Origin of the sequence: Mariniphaga sediminis (assembly GCF_003573545.1) — a bacterium.
Taxonomy (GTDB): domain Bacteria; phylum Bacteroidota; class Bacteroidia; order Bacteroidales; family Prolixibacteraceae; genus Mariniphaga; species Mariniphaga sediminis.
Genome location: NZ_QWET01000001.1, coordinates 318,757 through 343,542, shown reverse-complemented (window position 1 = coordinate 343,542; position 24,786 = coordinate 318,757). Strand labels below are relative to the sequence as shown.

Sequence of the window (24,786 nt, the reverse complement as noted above, 5' to 3'; positions counted from 1 at the left end):
TTTAATATTCAAAATGTTATATCCAACCCTAATGACATAATCTTGGTAAACGGATACGTTTGCTCATCTGAGCGCTCCCATGTTTCCTCAGGATCAAATGACCTGCCCCATGTTCCTTTTGAAAAGGTAAACAAATCCTGACCACTCGCATAAATCCTTACATTCTGCATTTTTAATTTATTGCAAACTGCTTCAGGTAAATTATATGCAAGTGTCAAAACTTTTACTCTCAGGTATGAAAGGTCAACAACTCTTCGCTCGGATACTCTGAACCAATTCCAGTTACGCAATTCATCAGAGCCCTTACCACCTGGTATTATTCTTGGATAAGGAGCATTTGGCCTGTCAACAGTCCATGTTTTTCCATAAAAATATTCCATTGGTTGATACCACCAGTACTTAAATGGAGCAGAAAAATCTCCCGACCTAACTCCTTGTCTTTTGCCAACTCCCTGAAAAATGACACTAAAATCAAAATTCTTATACGACAAATTAATATTAGACGAATAGGTATAACGTGGCATCATATTACCCAAATAAACCATATCCCCTTTAGTACCCTGCGCTGGATCACCAAATGCAGTAATCTTACCATCACCATCAATATCCTTGTACATCATATCTCCAATCCCAATATTTGCGGGGATATTACCTAACTTCTGATAGTTAGCTAACTCAATCTCGTCATGGATTATACCACCGTCGACATAACCAAAATAGGAATTAAGGGAATACCCTTGGCGCAATTTGACAAGACCTTCAGAATACGTATCATTACCTCCGAGTTCTATCAGTTTATTTTTGTTATCACTTATGATTGTCGTAATACTATATTTGAATTTTCCAATAGTATCATGCCAACTCAATGAAAGATCCCACCCCTTAGTCAGAAGTTTCCCTTGGTTTTGTGTTGGAGCTGTCCCTCCTAGTACTGCGGGTAATTTTATGTTTACCAACATTTTATTGTTTGACTTGATAAAATAATCAAAACTTCCAGTCAATTTTGATTGTATAAAAGCAAAATCAAGGCCTACATTTGAAGTTTCTATTGTCTCCCATGTTCGAGATTCGGATGCTATTGAAGATACTGCACTAGTCTGTCCAACATTAGGTACTCCAAAAGGATAGACCCCTGTTAAAGTTACCAATGGGATATAGTCATAATTACCAAAACTTAATTCCTGGTTCCCTGTTTGTCCCCATGATCCCCTCAACTTCAGGCTATTGAAAATCCCCAAATTTTTAATAAAATCTTCTTCAGACAAACTCCAGGCCACCGATGCAGCAGGAAAAACAGAGCTCCACCTTTTTTGGGGAGCAAACTTGGAACTCCCATCAATCCTTAAGGTAAAATCAATAAAAAGTTTTCTTTGGAGTTCATAACTTAACCTTGCAAAATATGACTTTAAAGTCCATTGTGAATCACTCCCATTCAGACTTATATATTCAGCTTTTGTTTTATCGGCAAGATTTAGTGTAAACAATTCATTACTGGAAAAATTTGATCCTTCAACTGACTGAGAACTATACCTATTTTCTTCATGTGATGCACCCACCATCACATTCAGCCTATGCTCTTCAAACAAAAATCGAGTATATTCCAAGTATGCATTATAAAGCCCGTAATAGTTTTTTGAATTGTGGTAAGAAGCATAATTAGGATTATTGTTATAATTTGTGATATTTCCATCCCAATCATAGTAGGGATAAGTAGGATTTGTAGTAGAGGCATCGCCGTTACCCAGAATAATCCCCATTTGAGTAATCAATTTCAAATCTTTTGTTATCCGTGTATCCGCCTTAATGTTAGTTGAAAACTTAGAATAATTATTTTTTGAATTACCAGCTTCTGCCAATTGCTGCACGGGGTTTGCCCATCCGCGAAATTGATAATACTGACCTTTTGAATTATAAACAGGGATAAAACTCCAAATTCTTGGAGTTGTATGCAGTGCTCTGGGTAAAGCAGTTGGTTCAGAAATGTGCCTGTTGTCAAAACTATTTTTTGTTTCCAAATTCAACCAGTCAAAGATTCTGAAATCATAGTTCATACGAAGATTATATCTGTCAGATACATTTTCTCCGTAGTTCATAATTCCTCCATCACTATTATATCCCGCAGAAAAGAGATAGGTATTATTTTCTCCTCCTCCTGAAATATTTACATTATGCATCTGTTGAAATCCATTTCCATAAATCTCATCAGTCCAGTCAGTGTTCTGGTAAAAACCTGGATTAGTGGGCCATAACCACCCTACAGGGTCAGGCTCTGCGTTGGCCCTAATTTTTTCAAATACTGATTCAGGAACCCGTACTCCATTAATATTTTCCATTCCTTCGTCATACATTTCAACCAGTTGCATAGTATTTGCCATTCGTTTCAAGAATTCTGGTGTTTTAACGCCAACATTTCCCGAATAAGAGATGGTTGGTTTTCCCTTCTTTCCTTTTTTTGTTGTTACCAGCACAACACCATCTGCAGCACGTGCTCCATAAATAGAGGCAGCAGCATCTTTTAATACAGAAATATTTAAAATATCGTTTGAATTAAGCAAATTAAAATCTCCGGGAACTCCATCAATTAATATGAGGGGCTTATTTCCTCCTATTGACGATATCCCTCTAATCTGAAGTGAATAATTATCACTTCCGGGTCTACCGCTTCCCCGAAGAACTGTTACACCAGGTAAAGCTCCTTGCAGCGCAGTGAGGGTATTAGTTATTGGTCTTTTTTCAAAATAGTCGTTAGATACAGTAGATATAGCTCCTGTTACTGCCCCTTTTTCTTTCGTTCCATAGCCAATTGCTACAACCTCTTCAATTCCAATGGCATCAACCATCATTTCAACATCAATGCTCGTTTGGCTCCCAACAACCACTTCCTGTCTCCGCATTCCCACAAACGAAAACACCAGTGCAGCATTTTCAGAAACATTGGATAGCGAATACTCCCCGTCAGCGTTGGTTACCGTGCCCTGGGTAGTACCTTTAATTACTACTGTAACACCGGGTAAAGGCAAGCCATCAGAGTCAGTAACTTTACCGGAAACAGTTCGTTGTTGTTGCTGCGATATCCAGTTAAAAGGATTATCCCTGTTGAACAATGCGATCTGCTGTCCCATAATTTTATAATTGATTCCAGTACCCTCCAGCACTTCGTCAAGTATATCAATGACAGTCTTATTTATTACATGAATCGTAACTCTTTTCCCGACATCTACTCTTTCATTGTAAAAGAAACGAAATTCACTTTGTTTCTCTACCTTTTGCAGAACTTCGGCTATTTCAGCATTCTCTGCCCTCAGATTCAGTTTGGTTATCTGTGCATATGTTTCTGTTGCGAATAAGGAGGCAACTGTGACAAAAAGCAAAAAACCGGTTATCTTCATTTTTCTCACCAATTGGTAGTATGAATTCTCACCATACCAAATTTTAATATTTTTCATACATTTGTTTTAGAAATTAGACTTATACTTATTTTAAGAATGGGTCTTTAAAAGGTGGAAATGGCAGTTTCCACCTTTTTTCATTTTTAGGAAGAATCAAAAAAGAATATTTTAGTTTTCATAGTTTATCTAATTTTGGTTGTTCATTTTTAATAAGTATCGGATGAAACTTAGCATCCATCATACGTGCATCTCATGACATAATAAATTTCATTCTCAATATTTTATTTAATCTGAAGCAATTGTCAGTACACGTGTTTCCCTGTCAAAAGAGTATTTGATAGACGTTGTTACCTTGATCAGCTCCAGTACTTCGCTGAATGTCTCCATCTCAATGGTACCGTTAAATTTTAGATTTTTTATCTGATCGTCTTTAAGTTCAATGTCCACATTATACCATCTCTCCAAACGGGCAATAACATTTTGCAGCGGTTCATCCTTAAATATAAGTTTTCCCTCCTTCCAGGAAGTAAATAACTCCGTATCCACACTCCCGGATTCAAAAATACCTCCTGCGACCACCACCTGCATTCCCGGTTTCAATTTTATCTCTTTCCCATTTTTACCGGTAAAAAGAACTGCCCCTTTCACAAGAGTAGTTTCAAAAGGTTCGTTTTCATAGGCCTTCATATTAAATTCCGTGCCCAGCACTTTTACTTCTCCAAAACTGCTTTTTACAATAAAAGGTTCAGCCATGGACACCACATTAAAAAAGGCCTCCCCATTTATTTCCACCACTCGTTCATCTTTGAATTCTGTTGGATAACTGAATGTAGAACCGGAATTTATCCAAACCACAGAACCGTCCGGAAGGGAAATGTTTGTTTTACCGCCATAAGGAACGGTCACATTGTGGGTGATAATATCCCGTGGCGATGAAGGGCCGCTAAAAAATAAAATATGAATAACCAACCCAATTATTAACACAGCTGCAGCCACTAATAATTGCCTGTAAATACGAATATGCCTTAACCGTTTGGATTGCTCTTTTAACGCAATGCGATGATGAATAGAATCGAGCAACTGCTCGTCAGGCTGTATCTTATTATCCTTTTCAAGACTCTCTTTCCATTTTTCTTTCAGGGCGCCGCCAAGAAATAAATCATTGGCAGGATCCTTTATCCAGGAAACTACCTCCTGGTATTCTTCCCCGGTACATTTTCCACTAAAATATTTTTCCAATAAACGATACATGAATGTACTTTTACAACAGGTATACGCCAAAACAAGTTGTTACCCTTGCTCCCAACTAAAAAAATTACAGAAAAAGCGAAATATACAGAAGAGTTAAAACCTCAAAATCCTTTAAATTATTCCGTAAGAACCTGAGTGAGTACAACATGTGGTCTTCAACCGTTTTGATGGATATCTCCAATTTTTTTGCTATTTCCCGATTCGACAGACCTTTTTCCCGGCTGAGTTTAAAAATCATTTTACGTTTTTCAGGAAGTTGTTCGACAAGCTGATCTACCCTTTCCTTCAAATCCTTGTACTCCAGGCTATCATTAAAAACCAACTCTCCGACAGCCATCTTCCTCACCCTGCTTTCGAAATCCTTTTGCCGTATTTTTTCCCGAAAATAAGTAACCACTGAATTTTTTGTAATGGTGAATATCCAGGCATTAAACGTCTCTACATCTTTAATCTTTTTCCGATTATCCCACGTTTTAATAAAAACTTCCTGAAGAATGTCATTTATATCATCTTCTACCTTCAAAAAAGTTTTTGAAAAGGCATATAATTTCGGATAGTAATAAAAGTATAAATCGTCGAATGACTTTTTATCATCGTCAATCAATCCTCTTATCATTTTATATATGCTTTCTTCAGAATTCATATTCTCAGATAAGTACTGGTTAAGTTCATAAATTTATAAGCTGTTTCAGATATCTCCGGAACAAACATAAACAAATTCAGATTTTAAATACATCTACCATTATGTTGCCAAAGCTATAAAAAACAAAGAATGATAAAATTCTATGAGCTCATTTTTTATGTAAAAGACCGTTTCTCTTTGCTCCTATGAAACTGATTTTCTATTTACTTCTAAAACCCTGAAGTACGTTCAACAAACTTAAAGGGGAAAACGATTTTAGGGTTCCACGCAGATGACAATCCGCGTAAGTGCGTTTTCCTAAAAAAATAAGAATGTGGCATACAGCTTTTCATTTTATACTTTTCAAATGAAGGTCAATGTAAAATGGGATTGAAAATTTGTGTTTTTGAACAGGGCTAATAAACCGTAAAAATAAAGACGCCGGAATGTTATGTAACACTCCGGCAAATTCTTTTTTTGATTTTTGGCTTTGGCCGGAAGGAACGAACAAGTGGCTGATTGATTTCCAGCTTTTAAGAGAGCTTCCATCGGTTTTTTTAACAACTCCCCGGATTGCCGGAAAAACAATGTATCAACACATTGCGATGATTTGTCCCCTCCGGAAATAGTTCTTGTTATTCTCCCAAAATCTGTACTTCACAAACCCTTTTACGTTCGCGAACCTGGTCCCAGTCAATAAAATAGATGTACCCAAAATCACCCAGCGATAATTCTCCCTCTACAATGGGGATTGTTTCTGAACGTCCGAAAAACACCGAACGCAAATGTGCATCCGTGTTCAGGCTGCCTTTGGCCTCTTCTCCCGGAATAGAAAGGGCAAAATCAATGTGTTTCGGGCCCGGATGCAGATACTGTCCTTCTGTCCTGCACGTTGGGATTAACCGCTCCATGATATTGTTCAAATCCTGCTGCAAAAATTCACGGCCAAAGTAATTCAGGTCGTGGGAACACTCCTGCGTCATCACCGAGCAGGTAGTGTGATGCGAATACACCACGCATATCCCGTTTTTTACACCTGAGTCTTCAATGACTTTTTTTACCTCTTCCGTTACGTTATGAAAATCCGGACGGTGGTCTTTTGATTGTACTTCAATGGTTCCTCTGTAAACTTTCATTTTTTATTCCTCCTTTTAGTTTTTACGTTATACTTTATGTTTTTTAGTTATGAACTTCATCCCATGCCATTCGCACTGCCCGGATCATTTCATCCAGCATGGCCTCCGGGTCTTTTGCTTTCATAATACCGCTGGTGGTGCCGGTAGCATCTGCCCCGGCTTTTATCACGTTATACACATCCTGGCCGTTGGATATGCCCGCGCCCTGCAAAACCTGTATTTCCGGGTTGACTTTTTTGATGGCAGCCGTGGTTTCCATGATGTATTTCCTGTCGCTGGGCTGGCCCGTACCAATCAGTTCGGTCGGCTCCGCCACTATGATGTTGGGCGAAAAACGGGCAATCGCTTCTGCTTCCTCAATCGTGTCGGCACAAACAATGGAGACCAGGCCAACCTCGTCGGCCCGTTTGATAGCTTTGTTTAAATCCGAAACCGTCATGGGACGCTCGGCGTGGTTGAGCATTACCCCCACTGCCCCTGCTGCCTTTACCGCTTCGGGAAGTACTGAGCCCAGTCCCCTGCCAACGGGCAGAGGGTCCATGTGCTGGGCAAACACCAGCAGGTGCTGCGTGGCTTCCGCCAGCATTTGGATATCGGTATATTGCGGGGTAAAAATGATGCGCACATCATATTTTTCCGAGGCTTTGTCGGCAGCCAGCGCCAGCTTCAGTATCCGCTCCCCGTACATAAAAGCTTTGGGGCCGATCTCGAAAAATGGCGGCTTTATCGTTAATCCTTTGTACATACTTTACTTTTTAAAATATTCATTTCATTAAAATTATGGCTGGTTCAGTCTGTTACCCACCGCCCCTCCGGGGTGGATGAGAGAAAATTGTTCCAGCTGGTAACCTGTTTCTTCCATAATGGCGACCAGCATGGCATCAAAAACAGCTACAGTGGCAATAAAGCTGGCTGTAGCCATCACATTGTATTTATCGCTTTCTTTTTCAATTTTAAGGGGCACAACAACCTGTGCTTTTTCGGCCAGGGGCGAATTTAGATTTTCTGTAACGGCAATCAGTATTGCCTCCTTTTTGTTGCATACATCAACAATCGGGAGCAGTTCGGCTGTTTTGCCCCCACGCGAAACCATTACAACAGCATCTCCTTTTTTGATACACCCCATGCCGCCATGCAACGCTTCGGCAGGACTAAGAAACTGTGCATTCCGTTCGATACAGCACAATGAGTGGGCAAACTTCTTTGCCGCAATGCCCGACGAACCGCTCGCGCAGGTAATTGTTTTCGCACAGGCACTCAAGACATCAACTGCTTTTTCAAAACTTTTCTCGTCCAGGTAATCCTCAATATCGGATATCGCCCGGGCCTCCGTCTTTAAAGACTCTCTCGCAAGTGTTAGTGATTTTTCTTTCATCTGTATATTCTTTTTAATTCCTATGGGCCACAAATGCCTGCCTTTTGGCAGACAGTACCTTCCCCCGAATTTTATTCATTAATAAGCTTAATGTTATTCTTTTGGTATTTTGATATATAGCGGGAATCCAGATTTTTGTCGGTAATAACATAGTCTAATACAGTATGCGGAGCAAACCTGACAAATGAATTTTTTTCCACTTTTGTGGAATCACAAAGCAAAAATACTTCATCCGAATTTTCAGCCATTTTCAATGTAATGGCCGCTTCTTTTTCGTCATAAGAAGTTAAACCTTTCGACAATGAAATTCCATCGGCACCAATAAAAGCTTTGTCTGCATGATATTGCAGGATGCTTCTTTCTGTTGCCGGACCATAAACCGCTTTTCGCTCATTAACCACTTCTCCTCCTACCAGTATCAGCTTTATATTCACATGATTAATAAGTTCAGAAACGATTGGAAGAGAATTGGTAATGACTGTTAATGATTCTTTTTTCGAGATATACTTTGACAAAAACGAAAGGGTGGAACCACAATCAATAAAAATAATATCATTATCATTAATATAATTTGAGGCAACCTTGCATATGTATTCTTTGTTTTCCTGATTCTGCCTCATTTTATTATTAAAGGTAAAAAGGTGTTCCGCTGCGTCCTTTTTAATTGCCCCGCCATGGGTTCTGATGAGCAATCCTTTCTCCTCCAGTTCCGACAAATCGCGGCGAATCGTAATCTCAGAAGCATTACACTCCTTAAAAATTTCCTGAATTGAAACAACATCGTTATCCTTCAAAAGATTCAGAATGATTCTTTTCCTTATTTCCGGTGTTGTCGTTTTAACTCTTTTACTTTTCATTATATCTCTTTTTTCTAACTTTCAACGCTGAATATCCAAATATCCTTTGATTCCCCAAGGCGTTTCAATCCCTATGATTCAGGCCTCACTATTTTTCTGTACCTCACCCACTTTTCTGCCAATTCTTTCCGGGAGCTAGTCTGTTCGAACCCCGCAGCCGCAATCATAGCCGCTCCCATACAGGCTGTTTCACTGCATTCCGGGATTAAAAAATCGGTTTTAAGTTTATTCGCTTTAATCTGTATCCAAAGACTACTTTGTGCTCCTCCACCCGTAGAAATTACCTTTCCTGAAAAATGGCGGTTTAAAATGCTTATCAACTTTTCCAAACTTGCAGATGTTGACTCCAGAATGGCCCGCACAAAATGGCCGTGTCCGTGAAACGGCTGAACATTTTCAAATCCATTCAGCCCCTGATATTTATTTGCACACGGTTTGGCAATCAATCCTTCACTCCCCTCTTCCACTTCTTTTGCCATTTCCAACAATTCCGGAATATCCGTCTCCGGGGCAAAATTTCTCCGGTACCATTCCAAAGCAAGCGCCCCGTTGTCGTCAAAAGCCATCCGGAAATAATGACCGGCATCCATTCCCGGAGCGGAGCAACAACCTGCATCAGCAGAATATTTATTGGAATAGCCAACACTAGCCAGCACCGTTCCGGTGGATTCGCAAATGTTTTCATTTTGAATGATTCCACTGCCAACAGCCGCGCAATGATGATCAAGGCCACCGAGATAAAAAGGGATGCCCGCGGCAAGTCCGGTATGTTCTGCTCCCGGTTTTGTCAGCGTCCCGACAAAGCTGCCTGTTCTTCGGAGGGTCGGCAGCATGCTCTTATTCAGAGAAAACAGATTCAACGATTCCTTCCACCACCGGCATTGGGTGACATCAAGCAGGCCGGTCATCGACGCAGTACTCAAATCAGCCACTTTTTTTCTTGTCAGGCTAAAAGTCAGGTAATCCGATATGGAAAGTACACTTTTTACCCGCTCCCACGATTCAGGTTGTTTTTTCTGAAACCAGGTCATTTTAGCAACAGCAAACGCGGCACTAAAATCGATTCCCAACCCGGTTTTTTCCAAAAAATCAATTTCATCAAACATTTTTGAACCGGAAGGGAAAACTTCTTTCGCCCTTTCATCCGGCCATAAAATCAACGGAGTTAACGGATTGTCATTCTCATCGAGTAAAATAAAACTATTGGCCTGGGAAGAGTAGGAAACAGCGCTTATTTCTTCCGGAATGATGCCGGCCTCATTTACTGCGCTGCCGATGCAGGCACGCAGGGTCCCCCAAAAAACAGGAACAGGTAATTCGCAAAGGGTGCCGTCTCCTGTTTCTTTTTTGACAAACCGGCGGCCCAGTCCTTTAAGCCGGCCGTCCTCATCAAAAATGCCGGCTTTAAAATAGCTGGTACCCAAATCTATCCCAAGAAAAAATCTCATTCTCCTTTTGATTTAATTAATGTTGCTGTTTCATCTACCAAAATCTGTCCCGAAGCATAATGGAAAATTGAATTCGATGCTTCATAAAACCCTTTGGCTTCCGCTTCTTCTGTAGCGACATATCCCTGTAATTCACCGTTGGTCAGGGTAATCAGGAACGTATTTTTCACTTCCTCTTTTAATGCCAGGGAATATTCGATAAATATCTCGCCCGGCCAGGCGGCAAAATTCCATGGTCCTACTGCAATTACCTGTATTTCTGCAGGCAGGCAGGACTTGTAAACCTCCTCAAGTTCTCCTTTTGCATTTAGCCTGGAAAGATGCAGTAATTCTTCCGCCCCAAACCAATCCACTTCGGCAGTGCGTATTTCCTGTGCGTTATCCGAAGTCTTTTTTAAGTACTCAAATCGTTCCAGCGATTTTTGCTGGTGAGATTCTGCCCATTCCACTTCCGGAAACCGGCGCCGGGGCAAATCAACTGACTTCTGCAGGCATCCCACAGGAACGTCGGATGAAAATTCAACTCCTTCCTCCATCTTTGCCCCGATAGCATCGGCCAGAATTCCACCGATCCGGCGGGCTTCTTCAAAAGTATTTTCCTTTGTCACATGCCGTGGGCTCTGATTTCCGGAGGCTCCGGTAAAATACAATACCGGACATTCATTTTTCAGATATTTCTCCTGCAATATCTCTCTGGTAAAAGCGGGATAATCACCGCTGTACAGTTTTGAATCTTCGTGCAATATGGTCGGGTGCATGTTGCAAACCAGCATCCCGGCAATGTATTCATCTTTCTCATTTTTCACCAACACCACGGGAATATCCAGGTCTGCCGGCCCGGAAGGATCGTGACGGTTGGTGCCTATCCCCGTACCATCAGCCAGCAGGAATCCGGCCCTGGCAGGTTCCGTATTCTGAAAGGCAGTGCAGCCCGTTTGAATAATCTTATCTTCCATATAGCGCACATATTCCATGTCAACTTTCGGCACTATTGGGTCATTTGAGCTGCTGATATAATCGACAGTAACCGGTCCTGAATGGGTATGCGTTGCCGCAACCATTATTACTGAGGCAGGGATGCCTGTTTCTTCAGAAATTACCCTCCTGATGCGTTGGGCTGATGCTTTGCTTATAAATATGATGTCATTCGAGATAAACATAGCCTGGTTTGTGCCATCTGAAAGGTACAGCGCTGAACTTTGTAACGGGTCGTTTACCCCCTCGCTCATCCTTTCCACAAATGGATACCCAAAAAGGAATTGTGAACCTTGCGGGGTAATATCTGTTGTGGCTGCTCCAGCCATCAACTTATCACTATTGTTTTTCATCATTTCATTATTTATTTAAAATTTATACAGGCATTTGGGGATGGTTTGGTCCAAAATGCTTTAAAATTACCATGGGTTGAAACCTGCTGTTATTCGTAATTGTAACCCCTCTTTGGGCCGCGGCTTCGCTTACAAAATATTCATCGTTGCCCGGCTGCCCAAATCTTACTATTACCGGTGCCTCCGCATCGTAAACACCAAACTTTCCAAAACCCTGTATTACAATGCAACCGTACGCTGCACCATCTTTTACAGTAACTGTTTGGCCCGGATTAATTCTTAGCTCTTTTGCCCCCAGATAATCGTTGCCATAAGTAATCCATTTTTCGGTATATTTTTCATTGGAACCTTCACACAGAAGCGGACGACGGAAATAATGTTTTTTGTAATGCGGATCAATGTTTTTCTCCCAATCCAGCAGACTTAAAATATAATCCATGCTTCTTTTCCGATCTTCCGGGCAATTACCCGCGAGGTATTCGTAAGGAATGACTTCACCAGAAGCGATATTTTCATATACCGCATTTGCATCGCCATTCCATTGCGGTTCGTAAGCTAAAAGCGAACCGGGAGCGTGTAATACGCCGGGCGGAGTGTACCAACCGGTACCAAGTTCAATACGATATGCGCGGGAAAGTTCGGTAATCCGGGTATCTCCTTCTTCGTACCTCAACATTCGTTCCTTCACCATCTCTTTTGTAACATCCGGGTCAAAGCCAAAGTATGTTACCGGGAATTCCCCTTCATGGTTATTCATTTCCGGAGGATAATAATAGGCTTCGGGTTTGCCCAATCGACCTACTTCTGCCGCCGCATTAAAACCAAAATGCAAGTGATGAAACAGGGGCGCCCCGTAATCGATAAATTTGGAGAGCATGGGCCATCCTCCATATTTTTGCATCAATTCCTCTCCCACAATCTCTTTCCCCAATACATCCACGGCTTCTTTCAAAGTAAATTTTTCTTCTGCTTTTTCGTTGAACGGCAAAACATAACTCAGTCCTTCATCTGGTTTTGCCAGCGGATCATTTCGGTGAGGCATTACCGATGAAAGCCAACGCTCCTTTATTGAACCGCGCCTGGTGCCCAGGGCATAATAATCATCCGGATGAAGGCGCAGGCGGAATCCTGCCTTACTAAACGGTATCGGCATAAAAACAGGTATTAACCGCAGAACCCCTTCCCCTTTTTCAAATGTTTCTTTAATCTTCATTGCTGAAAAAAATCGTTAATCATTTATGAAAACCGTCCATTACATTTTCTGAATCGATTAAAAACGCAATGAACCAGACAACCATTTTTCTGTATGGATAATTATTCCTGAATATTTTTTTCGTATGAAGGACACCATAAATTATTTCCTCATTATCTGCCAGAAGCAATCAATATCCTTTATTCCAGTCAGGTTCAATATTTTGCGCAATGGTTTCAGAAACAAACACATCGGTCCTTAACGTTTGCAGAATAGACTCCGGTACCAGTGGGGTTACCGGACCGTGCAACACGAGCCGTGAGATAGAACGTTGCCATGCCGTAGTGGTTCCGTGAACTGTTATGGCATGCATATCAAACCGATTCTTCGAATGAATAACATCGCGTGGGCCGATAGTTGCGGCCTTTGGAGGTACAGCAGCCAGGTTCCCGCTTTTCCCGAAACTGCCATGAAGGGAATTTTGGGCGAGGGTATACGGGCTCAACGTACAAATCCGGGCCCCCATCTGTTTCCATTCTTCCAGTGGCGCCCGGAATTCCGGTGCATCCGGCTCAATAAATGCCAGGTGACCCGTCCAGCCCGGACCACTGTAACAAATATCGGCACCACCGGCATCTTCAATCATTTTACTGTAGTCGTTTATATTCTTATTGGTAAAACCGACAATTTGATTTTTGGGCGGCCTAAGTTTTTCATCGATTTCATAATAAAAGTATTTCATCATGGCATGCGTAAACCCAAATTTCCACTCTTCCGGGGCAATATTTCCGTCTTCATCGGCATATTCATCCATGGCAAATCCAAATACATTCCGGCAATCGATATTGCAGGCATTAATTAAACGTGCCACATGCCGGTAGGAAGGCGCTGGGTTGGGAAGGATCATCACCAACTTTTCGCCGGTTTCTGCAGAATGTTTTATCCTTTTGAATAAATCAGTAACCCAAATAAATTCAGTATCACTATCCGGAACAACCCGTATTTTAAAATCGGGATTATCATGTTTTTCAATGTCCTCTCTTTTTATTTGCAGCGCCCGTTCAATTTCCTTTTTATCTCTAAAAGGAACCGATAACGAAGGGCTGAATTCGAATGCTTTTTTCTCGTTCTTCATCTTTTTACTTTTTATAAAGATTCGGTTTGTTATGATTTGAAATATTGTTTCCCGGCAACCCAGGTTTGAACTACATTTAGCTGTTTGTCCAGAATGACAAAATCGGCATCGTAACCGGCCGTCAGTTTTCCTTTTCTGTGCCCCAATCCAATAGCTTCTGCCGGATAAGTACCGGCCATTTTTGCGGCTTCTGCCACATCAATATCCAGCCATTCTACTGCATTTCTTACGGCCTGATCCATAGTCAGACCACTTCCGGCCAATACGTTACCTTTTACCAACCTTGCGGGCGCTCCTTTGTACGCAAACTCAATTTCGCCACTGCCCCCAAAAGTAAAACGCCCCGGTTCAAGCCCCGCTCCTACGTTTGAATCGGTAATCAGGCATACTTTCCCCGGACCTTCTGATTTGCAGGCCAGCGCCATTTTTACGGCCACCGGGTCCACATGAACCCCATCCAGAATAAAATCAACACTGACCCTTTTGTCAGCCAGCACGGCCTCTACCGCCCCACAAGGTCTTACTCCCGGTTCGGTTACTGCAGGACAAGGAAAAACATCATAAAAATGCGTGGCATGACGCACACCCATCTCAATGGCAGCCTGCGTTTCTTTAACCGTAGCAGCTGTGTGGGTCATAAATGCAGGGGTGTTATCCCGGGTCATTAACGGCAGTAATTTGTCAATGCCTTCCACATCAGGCGATACACTAAAAATAGCGCGGTAAGGTTTTGCTGCCTGAATAAGTGCTTCAACCCTCGAAGTATCTGATTGTGAAATGGCTTCAGATGGCAGGGAACCTGTTATTTTCAAAAACGGACCTTCAAGGTGAAAACCAAGAATTTCAGCGCCTTCCCTTTTGGTTGCAGAAAGTTCGGATAAAAATGCAGCATCTTCACCCTTCCGGCGGGGGGCAACGGTCGGCAAAAAGCCAGTCACCCCGTATTGTGGTAAATTCCGGCATATTTCCAACAAGTCATCCGGGCCGTTATCAACCAGGGCATATTGGATACCGTGCATGTGCAGATCAATAAACCCGGGAACAATATAAGAATCACCCGCATCCAGCACTTCACCTTCAGGAGCAACATCGCTTATAGATTTAATCTTTCCGTCTTCCACCGAAATAAAACTGTTCTTCTGAATTCCGGAATCAGTAATTATATTGCCTTTAATAATCGAATAAGTCTTTGTTTTCATCTGTTACATTCTTTATTATTTTGTTAAACGGGCAAAACCGCTGTGAGCGACTTCCCCATCCAGTAAATTGTTGACTGAGCCATTCTTAAGCGCTTTGCCAATATGGGAAAACACATTTTCGATGGCCTGAATATATAGTGATAAAACTTCATCGGTGTGCGCCATGGTCGGATAGATCGACAAACCGGCCAGGAATCCACGTTTAAGCATCATCTGGGTGTACACTGTGCGAAGTTTTTCCGAATCTTCATGTTGAAAGCTAAAATGGGCAAGACACGGGTATCCACTTGTTTCCACAGGTAATCCGTATTTCTTGCCGAGCCGGGCCCACTCAAATTTGATTTTTTCACCCACCCCTGCAATATGCTGAACGACATTTGTTGTGCCCATTTTTTGTACGGTAGCCAATGCTGCTGCAGGGCCAATTCCTTCCGTCCAGTAGGTACTGCTTATAAAGGATGAACTGCCGCCTGACATAGCCTCCTGAGTCCCGATTACTGCCCCGATGGGGAATCCGTTTCCCAGCGCTTTGGCCAAAACAGCCAAATCAGGAGAAACGCCAAAGTGCAGGTGGGCACCGCCAAAATGAAGCCGCCAGCCAATGGTTATCTCATCAAAAATGAGCAAAGCACCGCTTCGGTGCGCTTCATCTCTGACAAACTCCAAAAATCCGGGCTCCGGATCAACACTTCTGCATGGTTCCATTATTACAGCGGCAAGCCGCGGACCATACTCATCTATCACTTTTTGAAAACTTTGCCTGTCGTTGTTCACAAAAGTAACAGCGGTGCCCCGTAACTGGTCGGGGACGCCGGAAGGGTTCAATCCCGGAAGAAGGTGCCCTTTCAACGCATCGTTCTCACCGAGGTTTGCAGCCAGGTACCAATCGTGCCACCCGTGATAGCCACAAATGGCCACCAAAGAGCGGTTGGTGGTTGCCCGGGCAATCCGGACTGCCACGGCACATGCTTCACCCCCTGTACGGGTAAAACGTGCCTGTTCGGCCCAGGGATGAATATCACAGAGCAGATCAGCCAGCTCCACTTCATCCGGAGAATTGAGCGAGGACATACTCCCCAGGTTGATACGGCGCCTAACTGCCGCATTAACATCCGGGTCACTGAAACCGAGCAAACAGCTCCCAATTCCATTGGTTACCATATCGTAGTAATGCCTGCCATCCAAATCCCATACCTCGCAACCGCGCGCTTCCCGGTAATAGGCGGGCCAGCGACCGGGAGCCATCAGTTCAGGTTTTTTGCTCAGAAGTTGGGTACCGCCGGGAATACGTTTTTTGGCACGGTCATATAATTCCTGCGTCACATTTTTGGGATGCTTGTCTTCGAACAATAAACGATGGGCATTCTCAAAAAAGATGTCCCGGATATCTGCTTTATTTAACCCAAACTCACCGGCAGCCACTTTTAATGCCCGCAATGATTCAATTCCAACCAAAACAGGATGGGCAAAAGGGACTTTCTTCCAATCGCAGAAATTTTCATCAAGCCACACAAAACCGTCCCCCACAGTAACAGATTTGCCTCTTAGCTGGGAAACCGGGAAGTCGCTCCCCCACATTAATTTACGCGGACCGAATTCTTTCAGGATAACCATTAATGATTCAGGTTCGCATATGGCGGAGTTGTCAAACCAAATATTTTCGATACCCCGTAATTTTTTTATCCCCTCAGCAGCATGCGGGGCATGAAAGCTCCTTGCTGAATGGGCCAGGATAAGTTTCATTCCGGGGTAGCGGGTACACATTTCGCGGATCTCCTTAATATTACCAGCATCGGTGATGGACCCGCTTTTTACAATATGAAGCATCACAATGGAACCATGGGCATCGGCTAACTCCAGTTGCCAATCCGGCAAAAAACCTGCCAGGGAAGATTCCCAGGTTGGGGTTTCCTTACTGAATACATGGTAAGGCTTCATTCCCACAATACCAGGCTGCTTAAACAAATGGGACAATTTTTCACGGCCCATGTCCGGGGAAACCACAACCAGTCCCCTTGACAATTTCTCTTCCTTAATTTGCGACAACAGGTAATTATTCGCCCCCTCTATATCCAACTTTGTCCTGGGGAAAGGAAAGAACAGTCCTCCTTCGGGTGTCACTCCATTTAAAAAATCTGTCACATGAGTTTTCCACATATCAACTGAAAACTCAGCATGTTCATTTTTTTCTCCGGAGGCTTCCAATGAATTCAAATCAGAATTTCGATAAATATGGGCATGGATATCAAATATCCTGTCCGGAAGGAATTCGCTCAATTGCGTTCCCACTTTTTTATCCGTTTCATTATATGTCCAACTGTTATTCATCCTAACATTTTTATAAAAAATATTAACCCTTGAATTATGAACGTACTATCTTTTGAATCGAACCATCGAATTAAACTCCATTTCACCTCTGTCAGGCATGCATTCCGCCATCCATCAAAATGTTCTCACCATTGATATAGGCTCCGGCATCCGATGCCAGGAGAACCATCAAACCTTTAATGTCATCGTTGTTGGCCATTCTGCCCACCGGAACTTTCTTGTTGTAGTTTTTAACAAACTGTTCAGGCTGATTACTAAACAACCCTCCGGGACTAACGCAGTTTACCCGGATATTTTTATCGGCCAATACCCTGGCCAGATACCTGGTGAGATTGATAACCCCTGCATTATGAAAAAAATAATCCGGCGGAGGATTTCCCATATTTGTACCTTCATAGTTTGACAGGTCGGGGCCAAACATGCCCATCATGGAACTGATATTGATGACACTACCCCCTCCGTTTTCCGCCATTAAATCGCACATCTCACGCAAAATATCCATCATTCCGGTCGCGTTAATCCGCATGGACTCAGCAAAATGATCCAACGAATCATCATAACCTTTCATGGGCCTTGCCACAGCGTTATTCACAAAAACATCCAGCTTTCCGAATGATTTCAGAATCTCATTTTTCAGGGCCATTACAGATGAATGATCTGCCTGGTCTACCACCATGGCATGTACATCGAGGCCTTTACTGTGAAGAGCGTCGGCTACAGCCTGTCCGTTTTTTAAGTTCCGGGAAGCGGTTATAACCGTACCACCGGCTTCGGCCAATCCTTCCACAATGCTCTTTCCATACAACCCTGCGCCACCGGTTACCAATATTATTTTTCCTTTTAAATTCAATAAATCTTTTACGTTCATTTCAATAAATTTTAAATGGATTACTCTGCCAGATGAATTGTTTCGCCTCCTTTTTTGAGGCTCTCCATAGCGCCCATAAGCGTATTTATTATTGCCCTGGTTTTTTCAAAAGAAAGTCTTGGTTCTCCTTCTTCTACCGAACGGATAAACTCAATGATATTATCCCGGAACATAGAATAGGAATTTTTGACATCGATGAGTCTCCACCCCTTCTGCCCGAACAACGATAGCTGAAAGGTGGGAGAGATTTCCATAAACAGGTGTAATGTTGCCCGGAATCCGTTTTCAAACTCAACATAAACAATGTCCTTTCCTGACTCTCCCACATGCTTTACAGAAACCGGTTTCGGATCATCCAAGAGCGCAAACAAAGCCTCCAAAAGATGCACACCGTATTTGATCCAGTCTTTTTTTCCAACGGCGGTGGCCAGTTCCAGTTTTCCCAAAGATGCCAATTCCTGTTTCACAATCCTGCCCTCATTCGCGTAACGCATGGATGAACAAGACATGATAAATTTACCCTTTGCAACCTGCTCCGAGAAGTAATGCAGGTCTTCTTTGGTTACCGCAAGTGGTTTATCAATAAAAACGGGAATGCCTGCGTCGATAAACGGTTTCGCCATGGCAACATGATTTTTAGGATCATCCCGCGCCAGTATCACCGCATCTACCAGGCCGATCATTTCTTCCATGTTGTTGACAATGGTTTCTATCTGCGTTGTTTTTGCAATGCTCTCCGAAATTTCCTTATCCTGCGTCCAGACACAGGTAACTTTTGCCCCGTTAATACCCAGTGTATCTTCATTGGCTTTCAGATAGTCAGAAACTGCCGGATAACCTACCCGGTTAATCTCTTCCGCATTGAAACAGCCATTTATTATGGCCGACCAGGAATAGGGATGTGCATTTCCCGGACTCATGCCGATTATACCTGTTCGAATCATTTTGTTTCCCTTTCTTTTATTTTGAAACTTATTTCAACCAATTCATTTTACTCCAGTGGTGCAAATTCAGAAAATCCGGCTCGGGAAAAGCCATCTGTTTTGCCCTTTGCATTGTCTCCTCTTCCAGGTAGCTCCCATCGGCTGCTTCAAGCGACTGCTCCAAATACTCTTTACGATCGATACCTACCAAAATGGAAGAAACCTCAGGGAATGAAAGTGCAAATTTTGTAGCAAGCATCGGAAGGTCGAATGAAGTACGTTGCATTAACTCCCCGTAGCCCGCAATGTGTTGTTCTACTTTTTTCAGCGCCGGATGAAGGTTTTTCCCGCGATCGCTTAAAAGTCCTTTCATCAAAACCGAGCGCACCACCAGGCCGACTCCTTTTTCCTTAGCCTGTGAAAAAAATGTCTCCTGCCGCTGATCCATCAGGTTAAATGGAATCTGCAACACATCCCACACTCCTGTTGCAATGGCTTTTTGTGTTTCTTCAGGAGTATACACAGAAGCTCCTGTTGCCTTAATTTTCCCTTCCTTTTTCAGGTTTAGAAATATGGATGCAATTTCTTCGTTTTCCAAAATTTCGAAATTAACCTGATGCAACATAAACACATCCACAGAATCAGTTTGAAGCGCCCTGAGACTCTCATTTAAAGAGCCTTCAATGAACTCCTTCAACGCTGAACCGGAAGGAATTTTCCCTTTATCATCAATCAGGTGGCGGCACTTTGTACAAAGCACCACCTCATCCCTCCGGTGCTTAAAAGCCTTACCCATAATTGCTTCGCTTTCGCCGTACATACGCGCGGTATCAAAAAAATTGATTCCTGCATCCAGAGCTGCGTGAAGCAGCTCGATGGCTTCACTTTCCGAAAGCATATCGGCAGCGTTTTCAACCCCTATTCCGTAAGGCATTCCTATTTCTACCCCACCAAAAGCGATTTCAGAAACATGAATACCTGTATTTCCCAAAGGTCGTTTTTTCATTGTTAAAAGTTATTTGTAAGGACTGTCTGTTCTTTTCTTTTTCTCCCCGGTTTTGTTTTCGGCACCCGTTTCGAACCTTTTGACCAGGTTACGGCAATAAGATGACAACCCAATAACATCGGCTCCCATATTGATAAATTTGTATCCCATTTCAACTAATTCGTCCAGATTATCCGGACTGCCAACCGTGGCAGCATATTTACCATACTTATTCGCCATTTCTGCTACCTTCTTGCGGGTTTCAATCAACTTCGGATGATCCCACTGACCGGGGGCGCCAATACCCTGGCTGAAATCTCCCGGGCCAAAAAACAGCATGTCGTACCCCTCCAGGGCTGCAATAGCTTCCAAATCATCAAGCGGTTCAGGGTCTTCAATCTGTAGAACAACAAAACGCTGCTGGTTCGCCTGTTCCAGGTACTCATTAAAATCGAGTGTAGCATAAGCACCATCCGCATTCCCCCCATCAAGAGGCCGCCTGCCAACGGGATGAAACCGGACCATGTTAACCACTTTCCGGGCATCTTCGAGGCTCATAATATGCGGAACAAGAATTCCCGCCGCATCCATCTCAAGTGGCCGGATATAATCGCTGTAGCTTCCCCGTGGAATTCGTACCATTACATCCTTATCGTGCGCTTTGGCGGCCCAGATTCCGGCATTCAGCTCCGACCAATCCTGTCCGATATGTTCCTGATCGAGCCAGACACAATCAAACCCGGACATGGCAACAATCTCTGAGATTTTAGGATCACTGAGGTTCACCTTGAAACAACTGGCAGTTTCACCTGCCCTTAACTTCTCCAAAACACGACTTCTTCTCATGATTTTGTTATTAAATGATTACAGAGAATAAAATAACCCATGGAATTACCAATATAATTCCCAACAACACAGCCTTTTTCCCCCGCGTTGAAGGGAAAATATAATTGAAAAGCAAGCTGCTTACTAAAGATACGATCAAGGATACAAAGGCAATCCATAAAAACGATAAAGGCGGATTGCCCGTTAATACATCCCAAAATCCGATAAGAAAGGCGACCATAAAACCATATATCGACCCCATTAACACACCAAAAGGTTTTGCCTTTTTAATAAAAAGGGCATTGACAAAAAGGTTGAATAACGGAGCAATAAAAAGGCCGTTGGTTTTAGCCGTTACTTCGATAATATTACCCGGCACAAACTGAATCCCCAGGCTCAGAACAATAGCCAATACACCAATGAATATACTAATGATACGAATGTTTCGTATCGTATCAAGATTCTTGCGATTTTTTAATATAGCCGGCAAAATATCAGCCGAAATAATAGAGCCAACCGAGTTTACGCCCGAAGACAAACTTGACATGGAAGCTGAAAACAAGGCGGCAATAACCAGTCCGGACATTCCCGGAGGAAACTGATTGGCTATAAAATGGGGAAATAAAAAGTCTGCCTCAACCGTGGCATTGTCTCCAGACGGCAATAAATTCGGATGAATATTATAAAAGCCCATAACGGCAAACCCCACAAACAGTAACAATACTGTAATTACCACCATACCCGATTGTGTGTGGACAAAAGTCCGGCGGGCAGATTTCAGGTCTTTTGTCGATAAAAACCGCTGGATTGCCATTTGATCTGATCCCGTGGTACACAACCACCAGGTAATATTGTTGATAAACGCAAAGAATATGGTTAGCCGCAGGTAAGGGTTCAGACTGATAAAATCAACCGTCTCCCAGTTGTCTGACCACGATGAAGGAATAAGTGTACCCACGCCATCAAATTTAAACGCAACAATTCCGATAGTCAGAATGGCACCCAGAAGCAAAATAAAAAACTGGATCACATCGGTCATCAATACTGCCTTCAGGCCCCCCATTGAAGTATAAAAGATAGTTATTAATCCCAAAATCAATATAACTATCAATATTGCCTTTTCATTCCACCCCATCATCACCACCATCGCTTTGGAAGCCAGGTATAACAGCAGGGCCATCCATAAAAAGCGCGTAATGATAAAAATAATTGAACCAACCTGACGCATTCCCTTCCCTAATGGTTTTTCAAGTATTTCATACGCACTGGTTATTTTTAAATTCATAAAAAAAGGAATCAGATAATAGTTCGCCAAAAAAATGATAACCGGCACCCCGGCTATTAAGGCCAGGGCAAACAATGGCCCGTATTTTATTACTTCTCCGGGAACAGCAAGGTATGAAATGGCACTAAAAAAAGATACATATAAAGAAATACCGGCAAAGAAGGGATGAATAGACCTCCCCCCCAAAAAATAATCTTCTTTATTTTTTTGCCGGGAAGAATAAAACCAACCTATTCCAATGAGCAACAATCCGTACAAAAACAGGATCAGCCAGTCAACCCAAACAATATGACTTTGTAAATAATGCTCGTTGGCAAGATAAGCATTTGAAGCCGCCACTTTGACGTCGTTATTTGTTTCGGCTTTGAATGCTTCACTGATTCCCGCAATGTCTTCTTCTGTACCTCTTTGGGCCAACACTTCATACACTTCATACCGCTCATAAACATCTCCCTTCAGGTAGTTAAACAATTGTTCCCTGAATAAATCAAGATCCTCATCTGGTGCATGAACATACAATGCACTCACTAAATATACCCTGAACGGATGCTCCCTGTTCAAGCTATTTAGCTTCTCTTTCATTTTTAAATAAGCATGAGAAGAGACATTGGGAAGGAATCTTAATGCATAAGCAGCATAACGAAATTGTGTCGAATCTTTTGAAAATAACAAATCCGATAACGCATTCATATCCTGTTCATTTCCTGAATTGGCCAGCACCCAAAGGGCCAGTGCCTTTATTCCTCCTTCCCCGTTTTGGGCCAGGTCGGAAATTTGTTCATTGGGAAGATACATTCCAAGCTTGCCCAGGGTTTCCAGGGCCACCAACTTTGCATGTTCATTTTGAGCCGTCTGAAACTGATATAATATCTCCTTTGCAATGGAATCAGTTTTAATACTATCACCTCTGCTGCCACGGGCCATTACCCTTAAAGCTCCTATTTTCTCCGCCCCATTTTTTTCAAGCGCCTCTTTGAAAAGCTGGTCTGCATCTATTTCAAAATTGTTCGAGATTAATGCTTCGGCGGCATGAATCCGGATCCAAAAGCTGGCATCTGTTTCTACCCTGTTTTTTAGAAACTCAGAATACCCAGCACTCTCTGACTTAGCCTTCACAGCAGTGGTCAGTAAAAAGAATAAAGAAGCAAGAATAGTAATTTGTCTACAGTTTTTCATTTTAGGTTATTTCATGAATAGTTTTGCAGTAATCATTCGCTCGTTAATTTTTCATCCGGATTAAATCTTCAAAGCAAAATATATACTGCATTAGAAAAATTATCTTTTAATGTTTATTCAATTTCCAAAACAGAACCGGCAATATGCCTTGTTCCGTTTTCAATATTAAAGTAATAAGTTACCAGCACATGTTTCTCATCCAGCATAACCGCCCATGGATATCCGATATCTCCGCTTCCTCCGTCTGTCCGGATGATTATCTCTTCTGCGGTTTCATAGTCGGTACATTCTGCATTTAAGATGCGGGCCCTTATCCCATATGGTTCATGCCGGTATCCATAAACCAAAAATACCCGGTCATCCGGCAAGCGTAAAGCCTGTAAAGGATGTCCCTGAAATCCCATTTTTTTCCACGGGCCAAACGATTTTCCCCCATCCGTTGAACGTGCAATACACGCCTGATCTTCCAAATAGGCCGTCCGTAAAAAAGCCACCAAATCACCTTTAGGGGTTTCATAAACCGAAGTTTCATTAAAAGCCGCTTTATCGTCTTCAGCCACCGGGCAGGAGTATTCCCATGTTAAACCTTTGTCTTCGGAAATCAGTAAATAGTTGGCCGTTTTTCTAAGAGCCGAAGAATCATTCCCGGCTGCTACCACCCAAAAAATTCTACCGTCTTTTCCTTCCCACAAAGCTCCCCGGTTGTATGCAGGCAAAGGATTTCCCAATGCAGAGTATTTTACCTCAGGCGGAATATGTGGCGGGTAAAAGGGGCCATCCCATGAATTGCCGTTATCTGTTGAACGCAAGACATAACCGCCCAGAAAAACAGAGCCTTCCCTGTTTTGAAAAACCGGTTGTTTTAAATTTGCAAGTCCTTCCTCGCGAACAAATGCCCAGCCATAACTGGTACAGAGAATGGTGCCGTCTTTTAACTTAAGTAAACAGGGATCCTGCGAACCACCTACCGGGTGGGCATAAAGCAACTCAGGCTCCGGCGACCAGGATAAACCATTGTCTCTCGACCGTACATAAACCAGGTAACTGTTGGGGTCGACGTGGCTTGTCCCTTTTTCCTGAAAAATTTTCCGATCCGGGGCCCGGCGGAATGCCACTATTATTTCTCCATCTTCATTTTTTATAACCGAAGGGAAAGCACAATGAAACTGCGAGTCTTTATAAATAACAAAATCCCTTATTTTTTCTACTGGGTTGTCTTTCCCTTTTTCCACAGGCAATTTTCCAGACAAAGAAGTGACGGCTGTAAAAAGAATAAGAATACATCCAAAATGGTTAAGCTGGTTCATAAGTTTATTCATTTTTTATCTTATTAATAACTGCTTTCAATTACTTCTTGTAAACTTTTCAATCTTCACCCGTTTCCGATTGCAGGTGATTTGTCACCATCAATCAACAAGAACCAAATGTAAACAAAAAAAACAATACAAAAAGCAAAAAATATCA

At 42.6% G+C, this 24,786-nt stretch carries 19 protein-coding genes; all 19 read right to left on the bottom strand.

Annotated features, from left to right (window positions below):
• Positions 1-8: 8 nt before the first annotated feature.
• Positions 9-3,446, bottom strand: coding sequence for a TonB-dependent receptor (locus D1164_RS01200; RefSeq protein ID WP_119348102.1), 3,438 nt, complete (start codon positions 3,444-3,446; stop codon positions 9-11).
• A gap of 228 nt (positions 3,447-3,674) precedes the next feature.
• Positions 3,675-4,640 carry a FecR family protein gene (locus tag D1164_RS01195; RefSeq protein WP_119348101.1) on the bottom strand — a complete coding sequence of 322 codons (966 nt, stop codon included), beginning with the start codon at positions 4,638-4,640 and terminating at the stop codon, positions 3,675-3,677.
• A 64-nt stretch (positions 4,641-4,704) separates the two neighbouring features.
• Complete coding sequence (locus D1164_RS01190; protein WP_172594288.1) at positions 4,705-5,256, bottom strand: RNA polymerase sigma-70 factor; 552 nt, start codon at positions 5,254-5,256, stop codon at positions 4,705-4,707.
• Positions 5,257-5,897: 641 nt separating this feature from the next.
• On the bottom strand, positions 5,898-6,398 hold the full coding sequence (locus D1164_RS01180; protein WP_119347965.1) for a secondary thiamine-phosphate synthase enzyme YjbQ: 501 nt from the start codon (positions 6,396-6,398) through the stop codon (positions 5,898-5,900).
• A 43-nt stretch (positions 6,399-6,441) separates the two neighbouring features.
• Positions 6,442-7,143: a triose-phosphate isomerase gene (locus tag D1164_RS01175; RefSeq protein WP_119347964.1), complete on the bottom strand. Its 702-nt coding sequence runs from the start codon at positions 7,141-7,143 to the stop codon at positions 6,442-6,444.
• Between the two features lie 33 nt (positions 7,144-7,176).
• Complete coding sequence (locus tag D1164_RS01170; RefSeq protein WP_119348098.1) at positions 7,177-7,773, bottom strand: KpsF/GutQ family sugar-phosphate isomerase; 597 nt, start codon at positions 7,771-7,773, stop codon at positions 7,177-7,179.
• A gap of 71 nt (positions 7,774-7,844) precedes the next feature.
• The gene (locus D1164_RS01165; RefSeq protein ID WP_119348097.1) at positions 7,845-8,630 is read right to left on the bottom strand and encodes a DeoR/GlpR family DNA-binding transcription regulator; all 786 of its coding nucleotides are present in this window, start codon (positions 8,628-8,630) and stop codon (positions 7,845-7,847) included.
• A 71-nt stretch (positions 8,631-8,701) separates the two neighbouring features.
• Positions 8,702-10,078, bottom strand: a complete 1,377-nt coding sequence (locus tag D1164_RS01160) for an FGGY-family carbohydrate kinase (RefSeq protein ID WP_119348096.1) — start codon at positions 10,076-10,078, stop codon at positions 8,702-8,704.
• Positions 10,075-11,409: a hypothetical protein gene (locus tag D1164_RS01155; protein ID WP_147371978.1), complete on the bottom strand. Its 1,335-nt coding sequence runs from the start codon at positions 11,407-11,409 to the stop codon at positions 10,075-10,077. Before D1164_RS01155 ends, D1164_RS01160 begins: the two co-directional genes overlap by 4 nt.
• A gap of 19 nt (positions 11,410-11,428) precedes the next feature.
• The gene (locus D1164_RS01150; RefSeq protein WP_119348094.1) at positions 11,429-12,619 is read right to left on the bottom strand and encodes a cupin domain-containing protein; all 1,191 of its coding nucleotides are present in this window, start codon (positions 12,617-12,619) and stop codon (positions 11,429-11,431) included.
• Positions 12,620-12,788: 169 nt separating this feature from the next.
• Positions 12,789-13,733: a 6-phosphogluconolactonase gene (locus D1164_RS01145; protein WP_119348093.1), complete on the bottom strand. Its 945-nt coding sequence runs from the start codon at positions 13,731-13,733 to the stop codon at positions 12,789-12,791.
• Positions 13,734-13,762: 29 nt separating this feature from the next.
• A complete protein-coding gene (nagA, locus tag D1164_RS01140; RefSeq protein ID WP_119348092.1) occupies positions 13,763-14,932 on the bottom strand; it encodes an N-acetylglucosamine-6-phosphate deacetylase in 1,170 nt (389 codons plus the stop codon).
• A gap of 15 nt (positions 14,933-14,947) precedes the next feature.
• Complete coding sequence (locus tag D1164_RS01135) at positions 14,948-17,260, bottom strand: aminotransferase class III-fold pyridoxal phosphate-dependent enzyme (protein ID WP_119348091.1); 2,313 nt, start codon at positions 17,258-17,260, stop codon at positions 14,948-14,950.
• Between the two features lie 91 nt (positions 17,261-17,351).
• Positions 17,352-18,128, bottom strand: coding sequence for an SDR family oxidoreductase (locus tag D1164_RS01130; protein WP_119348090.1), 777 nt, complete (start codon positions 18,126-18,128; stop codon positions 17,352-17,354).
• A 20-nt stretch (positions 18,129-18,148) separates the two neighbouring features.
• Positions 18,149-19,072: a Gfo/Idh/MocA family protein gene (locus tag D1164_RS01125; RefSeq protein WP_119348089.1), complete on the bottom strand. Its 924-nt coding sequence runs from the start codon at positions 19,070-19,072 to the stop codon at positions 18,149-18,151.
• A 28-nt stretch (positions 19,073-19,100) separates the two neighbouring features.
• On the bottom strand, positions 19,101-20,057 hold the full coding sequence (locus D1164_RS01120) for an aldo/keto reductase (RefSeq protein ID WP_119348088.1): 957 nt from the start codon (positions 20,055-20,057) through the stop codon (positions 19,101-19,103).
• Positions 20,058-20,066: 9 nt separating this feature from the next.
• Positions 20,067-20,882: an HpcH/HpaI aldolase family protein gene (locus D1164_RS01115; protein ID WP_119348087.1), complete on the bottom strand. Its 816-nt coding sequence runs from the start codon at positions 20,880-20,882 to the stop codon at positions 20,067-20,069.
• 10 nt (positions 20,883-20,892) lie between these two features.
• Positions 20,893-23,322, bottom strand: a complete 2,430-nt coding sequence (locus D1164_RS01110) for a sodium:solute symporter family transporter (protein ID WP_119348086.1) — start codon at positions 23,320-23,322, stop codon at positions 20,893-20,895.
• Positions 23,323-23,435: 113 nt separating this feature from the next.
• Entirely contained in the window at positions 23,436-24,641 is a 1,206-nt protein-coding gene (locus D1164_RS01105) for a sialidase family protein (RefSeq protein WP_206610886.1), read from the bottom strand.
• Positions 24,642-24,786: the final 145 nt, after the last annotated feature.